Origin of the sequence: Bacillus sp. FSL L8-0152 (genome assembly GCF_038006365.1) — a bacterium.
Taxonomy (GTDB): Bacteria; Bacillota; Bacilli; order Bacillales; family Bacillaceae_G; genus Bacillus_A; species Bacillus_A cereus.
The window spans coordinates 247,501-265,000 of the sequence record NZ_JBBOVB010000001.1; the positions used below are offsets into that span (position 1 = coordinate 247,501).

The window sequence follows — 17,500 nt, forward strand, 5'->3', positions numbered from 1 at the left end:
AACTCGGCAAAATGACCCCGTAACTTCGGGAGAAGGGGTGCTTTCTTAACGGAAAGCCGCAGTGAATAGGCCCAAGCGACTGTTTAGCAAAAACACAGCTCTCTGCGAAGCCGTAAGGCGAAGTATAGGGGGTGACACCTGCCCGGTGCTGGAAGGTTAAGGAGAGGGGTTAGCGTAAGCGAAGCTCTGAACTGAAGCCCCAGTAAACGGCGGCCGTAACTATAACGGTCCTAAGGTAGCGAAATTCCTTGTCGGGTAAGTTCCGACCCGCACGAAAGGTGTAACGATTTGGGCACTGTCTCAACCAGAGACTCGGTGAAATTATAGTACCTGTGAAGATGCAGGTTACCCGCGACAGGACGGAAAGACCCCGTGGAGCTTTACTGTAGCCTGATATTGAATTTTGGTACAGTTTGTACAGGATAGGCGGGAGCCATTGAAACCGGAGCGCTAGCTTCGGTGGAGGCGCTGGTGGGATACCGCCCTGACTGTATTGAAATTCTAACCTACGGGTCTTATCGACCCGGGAGACAGTGTCAGGTGGGCAGTTTGACTGGGGCGGTCGCCTCCTAAAGTGTAACGGAGGCGCCCAAAGGTTCCCTCAGAATGGTTGGAAATCATTCGTAGAGTGCAAAGGCATAAGGGAGCTTGACTGCGAGACCTACAAGTCGAGCAGGGACGAAAGTCGGGCTTAGTGATCCGGTGGTTCCGCATGGAAGGGCCATCGCTCAACGGATAAAAGCTACCCCGGGGATAACAGGCTTATCTCCCCCAAGAGTCCACATCGACGGGGAGGTTTGGCACCTCGATGTCGGCTCATCGCATCCTGGGGCTGTAGTCGGTCCCAAGGGTTGGGCTGTTCGCCCATTAAAGCGGTACGCGAGCTGGGTTCAGAACGTCGTGAGACAGTTCGGTCCCTATCCGTCGTGGGCGTAGGAAATTTGAGAGGAGCTGTCCTTAGTACGAGAGGACCGGGATGGACGCACCGCTGGTGTACCAGTTGTTCTGCCAAGGGCATAGCTGGGTAGCTATGTGCGGAAGGGATAAGTGCTGAAAGCATCTAAGCATGAAGCCCCCCTCAAGATGAGATTTCCCATAGCGTAAGCTAGTAAGATCCCTGAAAGATGATCAGGTTGATAGGTTCGAGGTGGAAGCATGGTGACATGTGGAGCTGACGAATACTAATAGATCGAGGACTTAACCATATAATATGTAGCAATGTTATCTAGTTTTGAAGGAATATGCCTTCATAGTTTGGTGATGATGGCAGAGAGGTCACACCCGTTCCCATACCGAACACGGAAGTTAAGCTCTCTAGCGCCGATGGTAGTTGGGACCTTGTCCCTGTGAGAGTAGGACGTCGCCAAGCTATTTATATCATCGCGGGGTGGAGCAGTACGGTAGCTCGTCGGGCTCATAACCCGAAGGTCGCAGGTTCAAATCCTGTCCCCGCAACCAAATGGTCCCGTGGTGTAGTGGTTAACATGCCTGCCTGTCACGCAGGAGATCGCCGGTTCGACCCCGGTCGGGACCGCCATTTTATATAAAGAAAAGAACGAAACAAATTGTTTCGTATTTTTTTATTTGTTTTAACAAAAAACTAATAAAGACAGTCAAACTATCCTTAGGACAACTCCTAAGGACTTTTTTATATATTCAAAACCTGTATAATAAAGAGCAGAGAACATTGTGAGTAAAGTAGGTGAAGTCTGTGAGCAAATATGAAGTAACAACAAAATCTTCTGCGGAAACACAAAGGTTATCAGAAAAACTAGGTGAACTCGTAGAGGCACAAGATGTAATTATTTTAGAAGGAGATCTTGGAGCTGGGAAGACGACTTTTACAAAGGGGCTAGCAAAAGGTCTTGGAGTGAAAAGAGTTGTAAATAGTCCTACCTTTAATATTATTAAAGAATATAAAGGAAGATTACCACTATATCATATGGATGTGTATCGCTTAGCAGAAAGCGAAGAGGACTTAGGCTTTGATGAGTATTTCTACGGTGAAGGAATTACGGTAGTGGAATGGGCTCATTTAATAGAAGCATATTTACCGAATGAAAAGTTACAAATTAGTTTATTCCATGCGGGAGATGACACAAGAAAAATTATACTCGAGCCAATTGGAGATCGCTATATTAGATTATGTGAGGAGCTATTACAAGATGAAAGTACTAGCAATTGATACTTCAAATTACGTAATGGGTGTATCCCTTATTGAGGAAGGAAACGTGATTGGGGAAATCATTACAAATTTGACGAAAAACCATTCTGTACGTCTTATGCCAGCTGTAGAGCAACTGTTAAAAGAATGTGGTGTAAAACCGAAGGAATTAACTAAAATCGTAGTAGCTGCTGGACCTGGATCATATACAGGTGTTCGCATAGGCGTGACAGCGGCAAAAACATTAGCTTGGTCACTTCAAATACCAATTGTAGGTGTATCAAGTTTAGAGGTAGTAGCTGCAAACGGTGCTAACTTTAATGGATTAATTTGTCCTTTATTTGATGGAAGACGTGGGCAAATCTATACTGGATTATATAAATATGAAGGAGAGCAGTTAACTTCAATAGAAGAAGACCGAATTATTCTTATTGTGGACTGGTTGCAAATGTTAAAAGATAAAGGACAGCCTGTTTTATTTATCGGTAATGATGTTAAATTGCATAAAGAAATAATTATAGAACATTTAGGTGATCAAGCTGTATTCGCTCCGTTTACTAAAAATAATCCAAGACCAAGTGAGCTAGCATTCTTAGGGTTACAAAAAGAAGAACAAGATGTGCATACGTTTGTTCCGAGCTATCTTCGTTTAGCTGAAGCTGAAACAAAGTGGTTAGAAAGTCAAAACAAGTAGGGGCCTTGCAGAAGATGGATATGATATTTAGAAAGATGGAACTTGATGATATTGCTCAAATTGTAGCTATTGAAGAAGTGTCTTTTTCAACTCCTTGGACTGCAGATGCCTTTCACCGTGAATTAACGATGAATGAACATGCACATTATATTGTGTTAGAAAAAGATGGTCGTGTAATCGGATATTGTGGATTGTGGATAATTATTGATGAATCACATATAACAAATATAGCTATTTTGCCAGAATACCGAGGTCAAAAATTAGGAGATGCCTTATTGAAAGCAGTTATTTCAGAAGCGAAAGAACTAGGGGTAAAAACAATGACGCTTGAAGTACGTGTATCAAATGAAGTAGCAAAGCAGTTGTACAAAAAATATGGATTTCAAAATGGTGGAATTCGTAAACGATACTATGCAGACAATCAGGAAGATGGTCTTGTAATGTGGGTGAATATATAATGGAAAAAAATACGATTATACTTGGGATTGAAACAAGCTGTGATGAAACAGCGGTGGCGGTTGTTAAAAATGGAACGGAAATTATTGCGAATGTCGTTGCATCACAAATCGAAAGTCATAAACGTTTTGGCGGGGTTGTACCAGAGATTGCATCCCGTCATCATGTAGAAGAAATTACAGTTGTGTTAGAAGAAGCTTTAAAAGAAGCAAATATCACATTTGATGATATTGATGCAATTGCTGTAACAGAAGGGCCTGGTTTAGTAGGAGCACTTTTAATTGGGGTAAATGCAGCGAAGGCAGTAGCTTTTGCACATGATATTCCGTTAGTCGGTGTTCATCATATTGCTGGCCATATTTATGCGAACCGTTTAGTAAAAGAAGTTCAATTCCCGCTATTATCACTTGTTGTATCTGGTGGGCATACAGAACTTGTTTATATGAAAGAACATGGTTCATTTGAAGTAATTGGTGAAACGCGAGATGATGCAGCTGGAGAAGCATATGATAAAGTAGCTCGTACGTTATCTATGCCATATCCAGGTGGTCCTCATATTGATCGTCTTGCACATGAAGGAGAACCAACAATTGATTTGCCTCGTGCATGGCTAGAACCGAATTCATATGATTTTAGCTTTAGTGGATTGAAATCAGCAGTTATCAACACTGTGCATAACGCGAAACAACGTGGTATAGAAATTAAACCAGAAGATTTAGCGGCAAGTTTCCAAGAAAGTGTAATAGATGTACTTGTAACGAAAGCAGCTCGTGCAGCAGAGGCTTATAATGTAAAGCAATTACTTCTTGCTGGTGGAGTAGCTGCTAATAAAGGACTTCGTGCGCGATTAGAAGAAGAATTTGCACAAAAAGAAAACATTGAACTAATTATTCCACCGCTATCTTTATGCACAGATAATGCAGCAATGATTGCAGCGGCAGGGACAATTGCGTATGAACAAGGCAAGCGTGCAACATTAGCCTTAAATGCGAATCCAGGATTAGATATTGAAGCATAGTTATGCACATAATTAACCACAGCTTGTGGATAAAACCCATATTATCTGTTGATAATGTGGGTTTTGTTGTGTATATAAAGTGTTGATATCTTTTTTGATAGTTGTGGATAATGTGGAAAAGTTGTTTTGATAGCTATTTTATAAAGGTGGATATGTGTATAAGTTTGTGGATAAACTAGATGAAGTCTGACCTTTGAATATATTGTTTTTCGGGAAATAAAAAGTAAGAAGATATCCCTGAAAAACATTTTGAAATATCCTTCTATTATAGAGGGTGCTGATATTGTCAATCCTTGTCGGTAAATCGATATTTCGTGTCGAATCGTTTATATATATAGGGTTACGATAGATGTATTTGAAAATTGGTTGATATATTCCGAGTTACCATTGATATATTCAAAAAATTATTTATGTACTTAAAGAAAAAAGATGTCACATAGTCAAAAATCATGACTGATGAGACATCTTCCTTATTTAAATACTCTTATACATGCAGCTCTTCCCACTCTGCCATACAAGTTTCAAGTTGTACTTGTAGCGTTTGTTTTTTAGTTGTAATTTCACTCGCTTTTTCATAATCTGCATATATTTCTGGTAAGCAAAGTTGATCTTCTAACGTAGCAATTTCTTCTTCTAAGTTTACGATGTTTTGTTCTAGTTCTTCAATTTTTCGAGTGCGTTGACGTTCTAATTGTTTACGCTCTTTTTCTTCGAGATAATTTAATTTTTCTTGAGCTACAGTTTTTTGAACAGGTGCCTGATTTTCTTGCTGTTCAAGTTGTTCAAATGCTGCGCGTTCAATCATTTCATTTTTCTTCTCCACATAGTAATCGTAATCCCCTAAATATTCCTGTGCACCTTCTGTTGATAACTCAATCACAGTCGTTGTTACACGGTTAATGAAGTAGCGGTCATGTGAGACAAATAGAAGAGTCCCTGGATAATCAATTAAAGCATTCTCTAAAATCTCTTTGCTATTTAAATCAAGGTGGTTCGTAGGCTCATCCAGAATTAATAAATTTGACTTTTGCATCATAAGCTTCGCAAGAGCTAATCGAGCTTTTTGTCCACCACTAAGGGAAGATACTGGTTTCAGTACATCATCTCCTGTAAATAAAAAGTTCCCGAGTATAGTACGGATTTCTTTTTCAGGTTGCAGTGGATATTCATCCCATAGTTCATTTAAAACCCGTTTAGAAGATGTTAAGTTTGCTTGTTCTTGATCATAATAACCAACAGATACATTTGATCCGAAAGAAACATCACCATTTAATAGTGGTAACTTATTCACAATAGATTTTAATAATGTGGATTTCCCAATTCCGTTTGGACCAACTAAAGCAACACTATCTCCGCGAGTTAAGCGCATAGTTACGTTTTCAATTATAGGGTCCTCATCATAGCCAATGGTTGCATCCTTTACTTGTAAAACATCATTTCCACTTTGCTTTTCAATATCGAAGTGGAATGATGCTGACTTAGAATCCCCTAATGGTCTCGTTAATAATTCCATTCTGTCTAGTTGTTTACGGCGACTTTGAGCACGTTTCGTTGTAGAGGCGCGAGCTATATTCTTTTGAACGAAGTCCTCAAGTTTTGCGATTTCATCTTGTTGTTTTTCGTAACGTTTCATTTCTTGCTCATATAATGCTGATTTTAAGTCTAAATATTTACTGTAGTTACCAACAAATCGTCTGCTTTCTTTATTCGAAATTTCATATACTTGTGTAACAAGTTTGTCTAAGAAATAACGGTCATGTGAAACGATTAATATTGCGCCAGGATAACCTTGTAAATATTGCTCAAGCCATGTTAATGTTTCGATGTCTAAATGGTTTGTAGGCTCGTCCAAAATAAGTAAGTCTGGTTTTGTTAATAATAATTTTCCGAGAGCTAATCTTGTTTTTTGCCCACCGCTTAAAGTAGAAATCGTCGTCTGGTGCGTTTCAACTGGGAAGCCAAGGCCGCTTAAAATGGAGCGAATATCCGCTTCATATTGATATCCACCTTGATCTTTATAATTGAGTTGCAATTGGTCATAATCAGCTAACAATCTTTCATATATAGCTTCGTTTGAAAAGTTTTCTTCTTTTCCCATTTCTTGCTCAAGCCTTCGAAGTTTTGTCTCCATTTGCTGTAAGTGGGTAAAGACGGTTAGCATTTCATCCCAAATTGTTAAAGACGTTTCTAGGCCGGTATTTTGAGCTAAATACCCGATTGAGACATCTTTCGGTTTTATAATTTCGCCACCATCATGTGATAACTCACCAGCGATAATTTTTAATAATGTAGATTTTCCAGCTCCATTCCTTCCGACTAATGCGATACGATCTTTTGTTTGTACTTCCAATTTTATGTTTGCAAGAATTGTTTCTGCACCGTATAATTTCGAAAGTCCATTTACTTGTAATAAAATCAATGTTTTCACCTCAAATAATTTCTTAACTTTGCCATGTTTATATTTCTCAATCATACTAAAAATAGTGTATAGTTTAAAATAAGAGAGAATACTTCTTCTCTTTATTATACAAGGAATTTAATGAGTGCTAAACTTCTGTATTTGATTAAAGTATATGAATAAAGATAGGAAGAGAGGAGAGGTCATATGGATCAGCAAAAGATTCCACAAGCCACTGCTAAAAGATTGCCTCTATACTATCGATTTATCCAAAACTTATCTCTTTCTGGTAAGCAGCGTGTTTCATCGGCCGAATTGAGTGAAGCGGTAAAAGTAGATTCCGCAACAATACGAAGAGATTTTTCGTATTTTGGAGCGTTAGGGAAAAAGGGATATGGATATAACGTAAATTATTTATTATCATTTTTCCGCGAAACACTTGATCAAGATGATATAACGCGTGTAGCACTTATTGGAGTAGGTAATTTAGGGACCGCTTTCTTACATTATAATTTCACGAAAAACAATAATACAAAAATTGAAATGGCATTTGATGTTAGTGAAGAGAAAGTTGGAACAGAAATCGGGGGCATTCCTGTATACCATTTAGATGAATTAGAAGAGAGATTATCAAATGATATACAAGTGGCAATATTAACAGTACCGGCTACAGTAGCACAAGCTGTAGCAGATAGATTAGCTGAAACGAGCGTGCATGGTATTTTGAATTTCACACCAGCACGATTAAACGTATCAGAGAATATTAGAATTCATCATATTGATTTAGCTGTAGAGTTACAAACATTAGTTTACTTTTTGAAAAACTATCCACAATAAAACGCAGAGGAAGCGACCTCTGCGTTTTATTATTGTTTCTTCTTTGTGAATTTAACTAATATAAGGCGAAGTGCCAAATTAAAATCAATTGTTGCCATAACTGCAAATAGTATTGTCCACACATTCCAGATTGTATCTGTCACGTTCGTAATGGCGAAGCGTGTAAAGATACATCCAAGAAGGAAGTATAGTGCAGCCATGAACAATGGTGAGTTTCTCATACAAAAAATCCTCCGATAAAGCCTTGCATTTTTTCAGCTTCTTTAATCATTTCTTGAATTTGCTCATTGCTCATAAAAATTTGCCCAATAGCGACTAATGTATTCATCGCAACATGAGCTGCAATCGGAACGATAATACGCTTCGTCTTCACATATAAGAAGGCGAATACGAGCCCCATAGCAGTGTATACCAATAAATGAGTAAAATCAAAATGAATTGCTGCGAATACAAGCGAACTAATGATAGCTGCGATAAAGAAGTTAAACTTCTTATAAAGTGCACCAAATAAAATTTTTCTAAATACGATTTCTTCTAAGATAGGTCCAATTATAGATACAACAATAAGGAACCAAGGTGTGGTTCTTGCAATCTCCATCAGTTTCATTGTATTTTCTGAACCTTGTTTAATTCCTAGCAGCTGCATCTCGATCATACCAGCAACTATTTGTGAAAAGAAAGCCAAGAAGAACCCGATGAAAATCCATCCAATAGTAGCTGGAGCAGAAGAGCGCTTTGGATCTAAATGCCTGTCACGAATATCCGTTCTAAGTAACCAAAGTACGATACATAATGCAACAAAGAAGCTAATAATTGCCCAGTGTCCCGTTATGATTTGTCCTTTTTCCTCAATGGTAAATCCTCTGTTATCATAGAGTCCTGTTTTTAGGAGAAGTGGCAATCCAACAACGCCAGATAACTGCATTAAAATGTATGTAACGATAATCCACCAGTATTGTTTCTTCAAATGGTTTAACCATCCTTTCTAACTATAGTGTATGAGATAAGTTAGGATAACATGTAAATATGCTACCTACGATATAAACCTCACTTGAATTATGTTTTTTTCGTAAATCCTTATTTGAAATTATAATAGAAGACAGGAGAAAGTTGTGTGTGTAGCGAAAACAACTTAGGGTGTCCTTTCATATTGTAACATACGAGCAGTGGAAACAACGATTCATATAGTAAAGGCAGTATTCTATATAGAAAGTTTATATAGTGATTTGCGAAAAAATTATGATTTTTTTACTTGCAAAAGAAATTGAGATTATTTATTATTATAAGTGTGTTAGCACTCGGATGACTTGAGTGCTAATAAAAGAAATTTACATAACAAAATGAGGAGGTTATTGTTCATGCTAAAGCCATTAGGTGATCGCGTTGTAATTGAGCTTGTTCAAGCAGAAGAAAAAACAGCAAGTGGTATCGTATTACCAGATACTGCAAAAGAAAAACCACAAGAGGGTAAAGTTGTTGCAGTAGGTACTGGTCGAGTGCTTGAGAATGGTGAGCGTGTTGCTTTAGAGGTAGCAGCAGGTGATCTTATCATCTTCTCAAAATATGCAGGTACTGAAGTGAAATATGAAGGTACAGACTACTTGATTTTACGTGAAAGTGACATTTTAGCAGTTATCGGTTAATTATATAAATCTTAAAAAATCCAAGGGGGTCAATTATTATGGCAAAAGATATTAAATTTAGTGAAGAAGCACGTCGTTCGATGCTTCGCGGTGTCGACACTCTTGCAAACGCAGTAAAAGTTACGCTTGGACCAAAAGGTCGTAACGTTGTACTTGAGAAAAAATTTGGTTCACCACTTATTACAAATGATGGTGTAACAATCGCAAAAGAAATCGAATTAGAAGATGCATTCGAAAACATGGGTGCGAAATTAGTAGCAGAAGTTGCTAGCAAAACAAATGACGTAGCTGGTGACGGAACAACAACTGCAACTGTATTAGCGCAAGCTATGATTCGTGAAGGTCTTAAAAACGTAACAGCTGGTGCTAACCCAATGGGTCTTCGTAAAGGTATCGAAAAAGCTGTTACTGCTGCAATTGAAGAATTAAAAACGATTTCTAAACCAATCGAAGGCAAATCTTCTATCGCACAAGTAGCTGCTATTTCTGCAGCTGACGAAGAAGTAGGTCAATTAATCGCTGAAGCAATGGAGCGCGTTGGTAACGATGGCGTTATTACTTTAGAAGAGTCTAAAGGATTCACAACAGAATTAGACGTAGTAGAAGGTATGCAATTTGATCGTGGATATGCATCTCCTTACATGATTACTGATTCTGACAAAATGGAAGCAGTTCTTGATAACCCATATATCTTAATTACTGACAAAAAGATTTCTAACATTCAAGAAATCTTACCGGTATTAGAGCAAGTGGTACAACAAGGTAAACCACTTCTTATCATTGCTGAAGATGTAGAAGGCGAGGCTTTAGCTACATTAGTAGTGAACAAACTTCGTGGTACATTCAATGTAGTAGCTGTTAAAGCTCCTGGATTTGGTGACCGTCGTAAAGCAATGCTAGAAGATATCGCAATCTTAACTGGTGGCGAAGTAATCACTGAAGAATTAGGTCGTGACTTAAAATCTGCTACAGTTGAATCTTTAGGACGCGCTGGTAAAGTTGTTGTTACAAAAGAAAACACAACTGTAGTTGAAGGTATTGGAAATACAGAGCAAATCGCAGCTCGCATCGGTCAAATTCGTGCGCAATTAGAAGAAACAACTTCTGAATTCGATCGTGAAAAATTACAAGAGCGACTTGCTAAACTAGCAGGTGGCGTAGCAGTAATTAAAGTCGGTGCAGCAACTGAAACTGAGTTAAAAGAGCGCAAACTTCGCATTGAAGATGCACTTAACTCAACTCGTGCAGCAGTAGAAGAAGGTATCGTTGCAGGTGGTGGTACTTCACTTATGAACGTATACACGAAAGTAGCTTCTATCGTAGCTGAAGGCGACGAAGCAACAGGTATCAACATCGTACTTCGTGCACTAGAAGAGCCAGTTCGTCAAATCGCAATCAACGCTGGTCTAGAAGGATCTGTAGTTGTAGAGCGTCTAAAAGGCGAAAAAGTAGGCGTTGGTTTCAACGCAGCTACTGGCGAATGGGTTAACATGCTTGAGTCTGGTATCGTAGATCCAGCTAAAGTAACTCGTTCTGCACTTCAAAACGCAGCATCTGTTGCAGCTATGTTCTTAACAACTGAAGCTGTAGTAGCTGACAAGCCAGAACCAAATGCACCAGCAATGCCTGACATGGGCGGCATGGGCATGGGCGGTATGGGCGGAATGATGTAATTCCGTTTGCCCTAAAAAACATCCATTTCTATATAGAAATGGATGTTTTTTTATGTTTTTTAGAAAAGGAAATGAATTTCTGTAGAATTTTGTCGCTTTCTCTCTTGACCATATAGATACTTCATTGTTAGAATCTAGGAAGATAATATAAAACGATCCTTCATATATCCTCAATGATATGGTTTGAGAGTCTCTACCGGGTTACCGTAAACAACCTGACTATGAAGGCAGTGTGTCTTATATTTATAAAGAGCGGAGACTATCTTTCTTTATAAAGTCAGACCCCTGCCTTTTCTTTGTTATGAGACTAGAGGCGGAGGACTGGCTTTTTTTATTATATTAGTAATGCTTTTCGCCAAATTGGTGAAAATATTTATATACGAGAACTAACGTTGGGGTGATTATTTTGAAGAAGCAACACGATACAATTATCGTTTTAGATTTTGGAAGTCAATACAATCAGTTAATAGCACGTCGAATTCGTGAGTTCGGTGTATACAGTGAACTTCATCCACATACAATTACTGCAGAAGAAATTAAAGCAATGAATCCAAAAGGGATTATTTTCTCTGGTGGACCAAATAGCGTATACGGTGAAGGTGCATTACATTGTGATGAAAAAATCTTCGAACTAGGTTTACCGATCTTCGGTATCTGTTACGGTATGCAGCTTATGACACAACACTTCGGTGGTAAAGTAGAGCGTGCCAACCACCGTGAGTACGGAAAAGCTGTTCTTAAAGTAGAGAACGAATCAAAATTATATGCGAACCTTCCAGAAGAGCAAGTTGTATGGATGAGCCATGGCGACTTAGTAACTGGTTTACCTGAAGGATTCGTAGTAGACGCAACAAGTGAGTCTTGCCCAATTGCTGGTATGAGCAATGAAGCGAAAAACTTATACGGTGTACAATTCCACCCAGAAGTACGTCACTCTGAGCACGGTAACGATTTAATTAAAAACTTCGTATTCGGCGTATGTGGTTGTTCTGAAGGATGGAACATGGAGAACTTTATCGAAGTAGAATTAGAAAAGATTCGTGAAACTGTTGGAGACAAAAAAGTACTATGTGCACTTAGTGGCGGCGTAGACTCTTCTGTTGTAGCAGTATTAATTCATAAAGCAATCGGCGATCAGTTAACATGTATTTTCGTTGACCACGGTTTACTTCGTAAAGGTGAAGCAGAAGGCGTTATGAAAACATTTAGCGAAGGCTTCCATATGAACGTTATTAAAGTGGATGCACAAGAACGCTTCATGAATAAGTTAAAAGGTGTAGAAGATCCAGAACAAAAACGTAAAATCATCGGTAACGAATTCATTTACGTATTTGATGATGAAGCATCTAAATTACAAGGTATGGACTTCTTAGCACAAGGTACACTTTACACAGATATCGTTGAAAGTGGTACAGCAACTGCACAAACAATTAAATCTCACCATAACGTGGGTGGACTTCCAGAAGACATGCAGTTCAAATTAATTGAGCCTTTAAATACGTTATTTAAAGATGAAGTACGTGTATTAGGATCTGAACTAGGAATTCCTGATGAAATCGTATGGCGTCAACCATTCCCAGGTCCTGGTCTTGGTATTCGTGTATTAGGTGAAATCACAGAAGAGAAATTAGAAATCGTTCGTGAATCTGATGCGATTTTACGTGAAGAAATTATTAAAGCGGGATTAGACCGTGAAATTTGGCAATACTTCACTGCACTTCCTGGTATGCGTAGCGTAGGTGTTATGGGTGACGAGCGTACTTACGATTACACAGTAGGTATCCGTGCAGTAACATCTATTGACGGTATGACAGCTGACTGGGCACGTATCCCTTGGGACGTACTAGAGAAAATCTCTGTTCGTATCGTAAACGAAGTAGAACACGTTAACCGTATCGTGTATGATGTAACGAGTAAGCCACCAGCAACTATTGAGTGGGAATAGTATTGTAATAAAAAAGATCCATCTATCATTCATGAATAGATGGATCTTTTTGTTTTCGTTGTTAATACGAACGAAAATATAAAAAAATATAAAAATGTTCGCTTTTAAATTGACAAAAATACATTCAAGAGTTAATATGAGTATGTAATTCAAACGAAAAGTGAATATTATGCCGTCGTATAATATCGGGGATATGGCCCGAAAGTTTCTACCTAGCTACCGTAAATGGCTTGACTACGAGGCGTTTAGATAAAGATGAGGGGAAACTTGTCTTTATTCATAGAACGCTTCCATGTATATGCAATGGAAGCCTTTTTTATTTTTAATAGATAAAAGAGGGCTAGGGAGATTACGGCGAGTAATCATATAACGGGGGAAACGTAGGATGAAACGCTATTTTCAATTTGATGAGCTCGGTACGAATTATAAGACTGAGTTCATAGCGGGGTTAACAACATTTCTATCTATGGCTTACGTACTGTTTGTCAATCCTGCTACGCTGTCGCTTGGAAATGTTAAAGGGTTACCAGCAGGTACAGGGATGGATCCAGGTGCAGTATTCGTTGCTACGGCATTAGCGGCAGCAATCGGTTCGTTAATTATGGGTATTTTCGCGAAGTATCCAATTGCTTTAGCGCCAGGTATGGGAATTAACGCGTTCTTTGCTTATACAGCAGTGTTAACGATGGGTATTCCGTGGCAAACGGCCATTGCCGGAACATTAATGTCAGGTATTATCTTTATTATTCTTACTGCTTCAGGTATTCGTGAAAAAATCATTAATGCAATTCCATCGGAGTTAAAGTTTGCAGTAGCAGCAGGTATCGGATTGTTCATTGCATTCCTTGGATTCCAAAATGCTGGAATTATCGTGAAAAATGATGCTGTTCTTGTTGGGTTGGGGGACTTAACAAAGGGCACAACGTTACTAGCAATCTTCGGGGTTGTTACGACAATCATCTTCATGATTAAGAAAGTTAATGGTGCTGTATTTTACGGTATGATTCTTACAGCGATCTTAGGAGTGGCAACAGGATTAATTGATACTCCGAAAGCTGTAGTGGGAGCAATACCGAGTCTAGAACCAACGTTCGGTGCTGCGTTAACGCACTTCGGAGATATTTTTACAGTTCAAATGGGGATTGTTATTATAACGTTTTTCTTTATCGATTTCTTTGATACAGCAGGTACGCTTGTAGCGGTTGCGAATCAAGCTGGATTAATGAAGAACAATAAATTACCACGTGCAGGAAAAGCATTATTTGCAGATGCGATTGCGACTGTAATTGGTGCGATCTTGGGTACATCAACAACAACGTCTTACATTGAATCGTCTGCAGGGGTAGCAGCGGGAGGACGTTCTGGATTTACAGCAGTTGTAACAGCAGGATTCTTCTTACTGGCACTATTCTTCTCGCCATTACTAAGTGTTGTAACGCCAGCTGTAACGGCACCAGCTTTAATTATTGTAGGAATCTTGATGGTTTCTTCTTTAGGGGAAATTGATTGGAAGAAATTCGAGATTGCAGTGCCAGCATTCTTTACAATTATCTCTATGCCACTTACGTATAGTATCGCAACTGGGATTGCGATTGGATTTATCTTCTATCCAATTACAATGGTTGTGAGTGGTCGTCGTAAAGAGGTTCATCCGATTATGTATGTTATGGGAGTTTTATTCGTACTATATTTCATCTACGTTCGTAAATAAAAGGGGTTTTTTCAAAGGTCTAGACTTAAGGGGAGTCTAGACCTTTTTTGCGTCTTCAGAAAAACTTAAGGATTTCCGAGCGTTTTTCTTCAGAAGTTTTCCTATAATAGAAGTTAGGGATTAAAAAAGTAATGGGGGAGATATTGTGGCACACGAAACAATACTTGTCGTAGATGATGAAAAAGAAATTCGGAATTTAATTACAATCTATTTAAAGAATGAAGGATATAAAGTATTACAAGCAGGGGACGGAGAAGAAGGGCTACGTTTACTGGAAGAAAATGAAGTGCATCTAGTCGTATTAGATATTATGATGCCGAAAGTAGATGGTATTCATATGTGTATGAAAGTAAGAGAATCGAAAGAGATGCCTATCATTATGCTTTCTGCGAAAACGCAAGATATGGATAAGATTTTAGGATTAACAACAGGAGCAGATGATTACGTAACGAAGCCCTTTAATCCATTAGAGTTAATTGCACGAATTAAATCTCAGTTACGCCGTTATATGAAAATGAATGGTTTTGCTATTCAAAATGAGGACGAGCTAGAAATTGGAGAGATGAAAATAAATATCTCGACCCATAAAGTTATTGTAGAGGGAGAAGAAGTGAAACTAACCCCAAGGGAATTTTCAATTTTAGAATTGCTAGCTAGAAATCCAGGTATGGTGTTTAGTGCGGAGCAAATTTATGAAAAGGTGTGGAACGAACGATCTTTCCAGTCTGATAATACTGTAATGGTGCATATTCGAAAAGTACGTGAAAAGATTGAGGAGAATCCAAGGAAGCCTAGATATATAAAAACAGTATGGGGAGTGGGGTATAAGATTGAAAAAGATATTTAATCCGTTTACTTATGTTCGGAAAATTCGAGAATTAATTGGAAAGATAATAAAGAGCGTGAAACGGAGTATAAGGATTCAACTTATTACGGCGTTTACTGCTTGTGCGTTATTAGGTCTCTTTGTATCAACGAAGATAGTAGCACCTATTTTTGAAGATGCTAGCCAGCATGCCGAGATTAATTACAGAGATGGTATGGAGCAAATTAATCGTAAAGCTCAAAGTACAGCGGAAATGATGGTTGCTGAAAATAAATTAGATGCTGTACAAAATATGATAGAACTAGAAAATGAGAATTTAGAGCAAGGGCATGATGCCTTTAAAATATTAGTTACTGACGAAAATGGTAAAGTTTTGTATAAGACGAAGCAAGCGCAAGAAGAACAAATTAATTTGCATAATACAATTCGTAATGCGACTTCATTTGCTATCAATTATTCAAATAATAATGATATTGAAAGATCAAGAAAAGAGTTTATTACATTCTCGCCTATTACAATTGAAGGTAAGAACTTATATATGTTTGTAAGCGGGATTCCTCAAGGCGAGGTAGTGTATTATAAAGTAGAAGGACCATTCCCATTTTTAATTGGTGTCCTTGTATTCATTTTCTCTTTCTTCTATATAACAAAGAGAAAGATGAAGCAGATTGAAGCAATGGCAGAAGGTGTAAAGGAAATAGAAAAAGGAAACTTAGCGTACCGCATTGAGAAGAAAGGTGAAGATGAGATTGCGTCTTTAACTGAGAATATTAATAATATGGCGGAAGAGCTTATGAATAATATAGAAAAAGAGCGTAAATTAGAAAAGCAGAAAAATGAGCTTATTACGAATGTATCTCATGATTTACGTACACCGCTTACTTCTATTATGGGTTACTTACGATTACTTCGAGATTCTAAATATGAAAATCAAGAACAACATGATGAGTATACGAGAATTGCTTTTGCAAAGTCGGAGCAGCTAAAGAATTTAATAGAAGATTTATTTGAGTATACGAAGTTAACAAATGAACAAGTTATATTAGAAAAACAAGAAGTTTGTATGAATGAGTTACTCGAGCAATTAATAGAAGAATTAGTACCGCAGGCGGAAGAGCATGGACTTACGTTTGTTAAGAAGTTTCCTGAGGAACGTGCTTATGCATCGATTGATTCGGAAAAGATGGTTCGTGTATTTGATAATTTACTAATGAATGCGATTAAGTATAGTAAAGATGATGGGGAGATAAAAGTTTCTCTTCAAAGGCAGCGCAGGGATATACAAATTGTAATTGCGAATCATAGTGAAGAGTTTACGAGAGAAGAGTTAGCGAATTTGTTTGAACGTTTCTATAAGAAGGATCAATCTCGAAGTAGAGTAACAGAAGGTTCTGGACTTGGGCTTGCGATTGCGAAAAGTATTGTTGAGTTACAAGGTGGTAGTATTCGAGCTGAATATGAGGAGGGCATTATTCGATTTATCGTCTCTTTACCTATTATAGAAAAATAATAAACGATAGCGTGTTACATGATAAAAAGACTTATTTTAAAAAGAAATAAGTCTTTTTATATTTTTTTAGAAAAACATATTGACGATTAGAGTTTAGAGGTGTAGTATTATACGAGTCGCTGATGACAACAACGTCGAAAGCGGCAAACGAAATGAAAAACTTAGTTGACATTACAAAATAGAAATGTTAACATAAGGAAGTCGCAAATGAGCGACCAAGTAGTTCTTTGAAAACTGAACGAAACAAACAACGTGAAACGTCAATTTTTATTTTTAGATGCTAGACAAACTAACTTTATTGGAGAGTTTGATCCTGGCTCAGGATGAACGCTGGCGGCGTGCCTAATACATGCAAGTCGAGCGAATGGATTGAGAGCTTGCTCTCAAGAAGTTAGCGGCGGACGGGTGAGTAACACGTGGGTAACCTGCCCATAAGACTGGGATAACTCCGGGAAACCGGGGCTAATACCGGATAACATTTTGAACCGCATGGTTCGAAATTGAAAGGCGGCTTCGGCTGTCACTTATGGATGGACCCGCGTCGCATTAGCTAGTTGGTGAGGTAACGGCTCACCAAGGCAACGATGCGTAGCCGACCTGAGAGGGTGATCGGCCACACTGGGAC

The 17,500-nt window shown here is 38.4% G+C and carries 14 protein-coding genes, 2 tRNA genes, 3 rRNA genes and 2 riboswitches (2 of these 21 running past the window's edge); of the genes, 16 read left to right on the forward strand and 3 right to left on the reverse strand.

Annotated elements, in window-relative coordinates:
• The 8 genes from MHH27_RS01445 to tsaD all read left to right on the forward strand — a co-directional run.
• Positions 1-1,205: ribosomal RNA gene (locus MHH27_RS01445) — 23S ribosomal RNA — on the forward strand (it extends 1,717 nt beyond the left edge of the window).
• A gap of 48 nt (positions 1,206-1,253) precedes the next feature.
• Positions 1,254-1,369, forward strand: a 5S ribosomal RNA gene (gene rrf, locus MHH27_RS01450).
• A gap of 12 nt (positions 1,370-1,381) precedes the next feature.
• Positions 1,382-1,458 (forward strand) — tRNA-Met (locus MHH27_RS01455).
• A 3-nt stretch (positions 1,459-1,461) separates the two neighbouring features.
• Positions 1,462-1,537: transfer RNA gene (locus MHH27_RS01460), tRNA-Asp, on the forward strand.
• 174 nt (positions 1,538-1,711) lie between these two features.
• Positions 1,712-2,185 carry a tRNA (adenosine(37)-N6)-threonylcarbamoyltransferase complex ATPase subunit type 1 TsaE gene (gene tsaE, locus MHH27_RS01465; RefSeq protein ID WP_000049640.1) on the forward strand — a complete coding sequence of 158 codons (474 nt, stop codon included), beginning with the start codon at positions 1,712-1,714 and terminating at the stop codon, positions 2,183-2,185.
• Positions 2,166-2,858: a tRNA (adenosine(37)-N6)-threonylcarbamoyltransferase complex dimerization subunit type 1 TsaB gene (tsaB, locus tag MHH27_RS01470; RefSeq protein ID WP_340941422.1), complete on the forward strand. Its 693-nt coding sequence runs from the start codon at positions 2,166-2,168 to the stop codon at positions 2,856-2,858. Before tsaE ends, tsaB begins: the two co-directional genes overlap by 20 nt.
• A 14-nt stretch (positions 2,859-2,872) precedes the next feature.
• A complete protein-coding gene (rimI, locus tag MHH27_RS01475) occupies positions 2,873-3,316 on the forward strand; it encodes a ribosomal protein S18-alanine N-acetyltransferase (RefSeq protein WP_000367207.1) in 444 nt (147 codons plus the stop codon).
• The gene (gene tsaD / locus MHH27_RS01480; RefSeq protein ID WP_000414595.1) at positions 3,316-4,332 is read left to right on the forward strand and encodes a tRNA (adenosine(37)-N6)-threonylcarbamoyltransferase complex transferase subunit TsaD; all 1,017 of its coding nucleotides are present in this window, start codon (positions 3,316-3,318) and stop codon (positions 4,330-4,332) included. Before rimI ends, tsaD begins: the two co-directional genes overlap by 1 nt.
• A 484-nt stretch (positions 4,333-4,816) precedes the next feature.
• Here the strand turns inward: tsaD and MHH27_RS01485 are convergent, their stop codons facing one another.
• Positions 4,817-6,751: an ABC-F family ATP-binding cassette domain-containing protein gene (locus MHH27_RS01485; RefSeq protein ID WP_217648222.1), complete on the reverse strand. Its 1,935-nt coding sequence runs from the start codon at positions 6,749-6,751 to the stop codon at positions 4,817-4,819.
• 186 nt (positions 6,752-6,937) lie between these two features.
• Here MHH27_RS01485 and MHH27_RS01490 point away from each other — a divergent pair, with 186 nt between their 5' ends.
• Positions 6,938-7,567: a redox-sensing transcriptional repressor Rex gene (locus MHH27_RS01490; protein ID WP_000372699.1), complete on the forward strand. Its 630-nt coding sequence runs from the start codon at positions 6,938-6,940 to the stop codon at positions 7,565-7,567.
• A gap of 29 nt (positions 7,568-7,596) precedes the next feature.
• Here the strand turns inward: MHH27_RS01490 and MHH27_RS01495 are convergent, their stop codons facing one another.
• Positions 7,597-7,788 carry a YdiK family protein gene (locus MHH27_RS01495; RefSeq protein ID WP_001246204.1) on the reverse strand — a complete coding sequence of 64 codons (192 nt, stop codon included), beginning with the start codon at positions 7,786-7,788 and terminating at the stop codon, positions 7,597-7,599.
• Positions 7,785-8,534 (reverse strand): CPBP family intramembrane glutamic endopeptidase, encoded by a 750-nt coding sequence (locus tag MHH27_RS01500; protein WP_000745326.1) that lies wholly within the window; start codon positions 8,532-8,534, stop codon positions 7,785-7,787. The genes MHH27_RS01495 and MHH27_RS01500 overlap by 4 nt, the downstream gene beginning before the upstream one ends.
• A 391-nt stretch (positions 8,535-8,925) precedes the next feature.
• On the opposite strand from MHH27_RS01500, the gene groES reads away from it, so the two are divergent.
• The 7 genes from groES to MHH27_RS01535 form a co-directional block, all read left to right on the forward strand.
• Positions 8,926-9,210: a co-chaperone GroES gene (gene groES / locus MHH27_RS01505; protein WP_000917311.1), complete on the forward strand. Its 285-nt coding sequence runs from the start codon at positions 8,926-8,928 to the stop codon at positions 9,208-9,210.
• 38 nt (positions 9,211-9,248) lie between these two features.
• A complete protein-coding gene (gene groL, locus MHH27_RS01510) occupies positions 9,249-10,883 on the forward strand; it encodes a chaperonin GroEL (RefSeq protein ID WP_001029992.1) in 1,635 nt (544 codons plus the stop codon).
• Positions 10,884-11,023: 140 nt separating this feature from the next.
• Positions 11,024-11,125: riboswitch (purine riboswitch) on the forward strand.
• 164 nt (positions 11,126-11,289) lie between these two features.
• Positions 11,290-12,828 carry a glutamine-hydrolyzing GMP synthase gene (gene guaA, locus MHH27_RS01515; RefSeq protein ID WP_445687301.1) on the forward strand — a complete coding sequence of 513 codons (1,539 nt, stop codon included), beginning with the start codon at positions 11,290-11,292 and terminating at the stop codon, positions 12,826-12,828.
• 155 nt (positions 12,829-12,983) lie between these two features.
• Positions 12,984-13,085: riboswitch (purine riboswitch) on the forward strand.
• A gap of 128 nt (positions 13,086-13,213) precedes the next feature.
• Positions 13,214-14,539 carry an NCS2 family permease gene (locus MHH27_RS01520; RefSeq protein WP_000833094.1) on the forward strand — a complete coding sequence of 442 codons (1,326 nt, stop codon included), beginning with the start codon at positions 13,214-13,216 and terminating at the stop codon, positions 14,537-14,539.
• A gap of 145 nt (positions 14,540-14,684) precedes the next feature.
• The gene (locus MHH27_RS01525; protein WP_000929891.1) at positions 14,685-15,386 is read left to right on the forward strand and encodes a response regulator transcription factor; all 702 of its coding nucleotides are present in this window, start codon (positions 14,685-14,687) and stop codon (positions 15,384-15,386) included.
• A complete protein-coding gene (locus MHH27_RS01530) occupies positions 15,370-16,875 on the forward strand; it encodes a HAMP domain-containing sensor histidine kinase (protein ID WP_090978976.1) in 1,506 nt (501 codons plus the stop codon). The genes MHH27_RS01525 and MHH27_RS01530 overlap by 17 nt, the downstream gene beginning before the upstream one ends.
• 295 nt (positions 16,876-17,170) lie before the next feature.
• A 16S ribosomal RNA gene (locus MHH27_RS01535) occupies positions 17,171-17,500 on the forward strand (it continues 1,222 nt past the right edge of the window).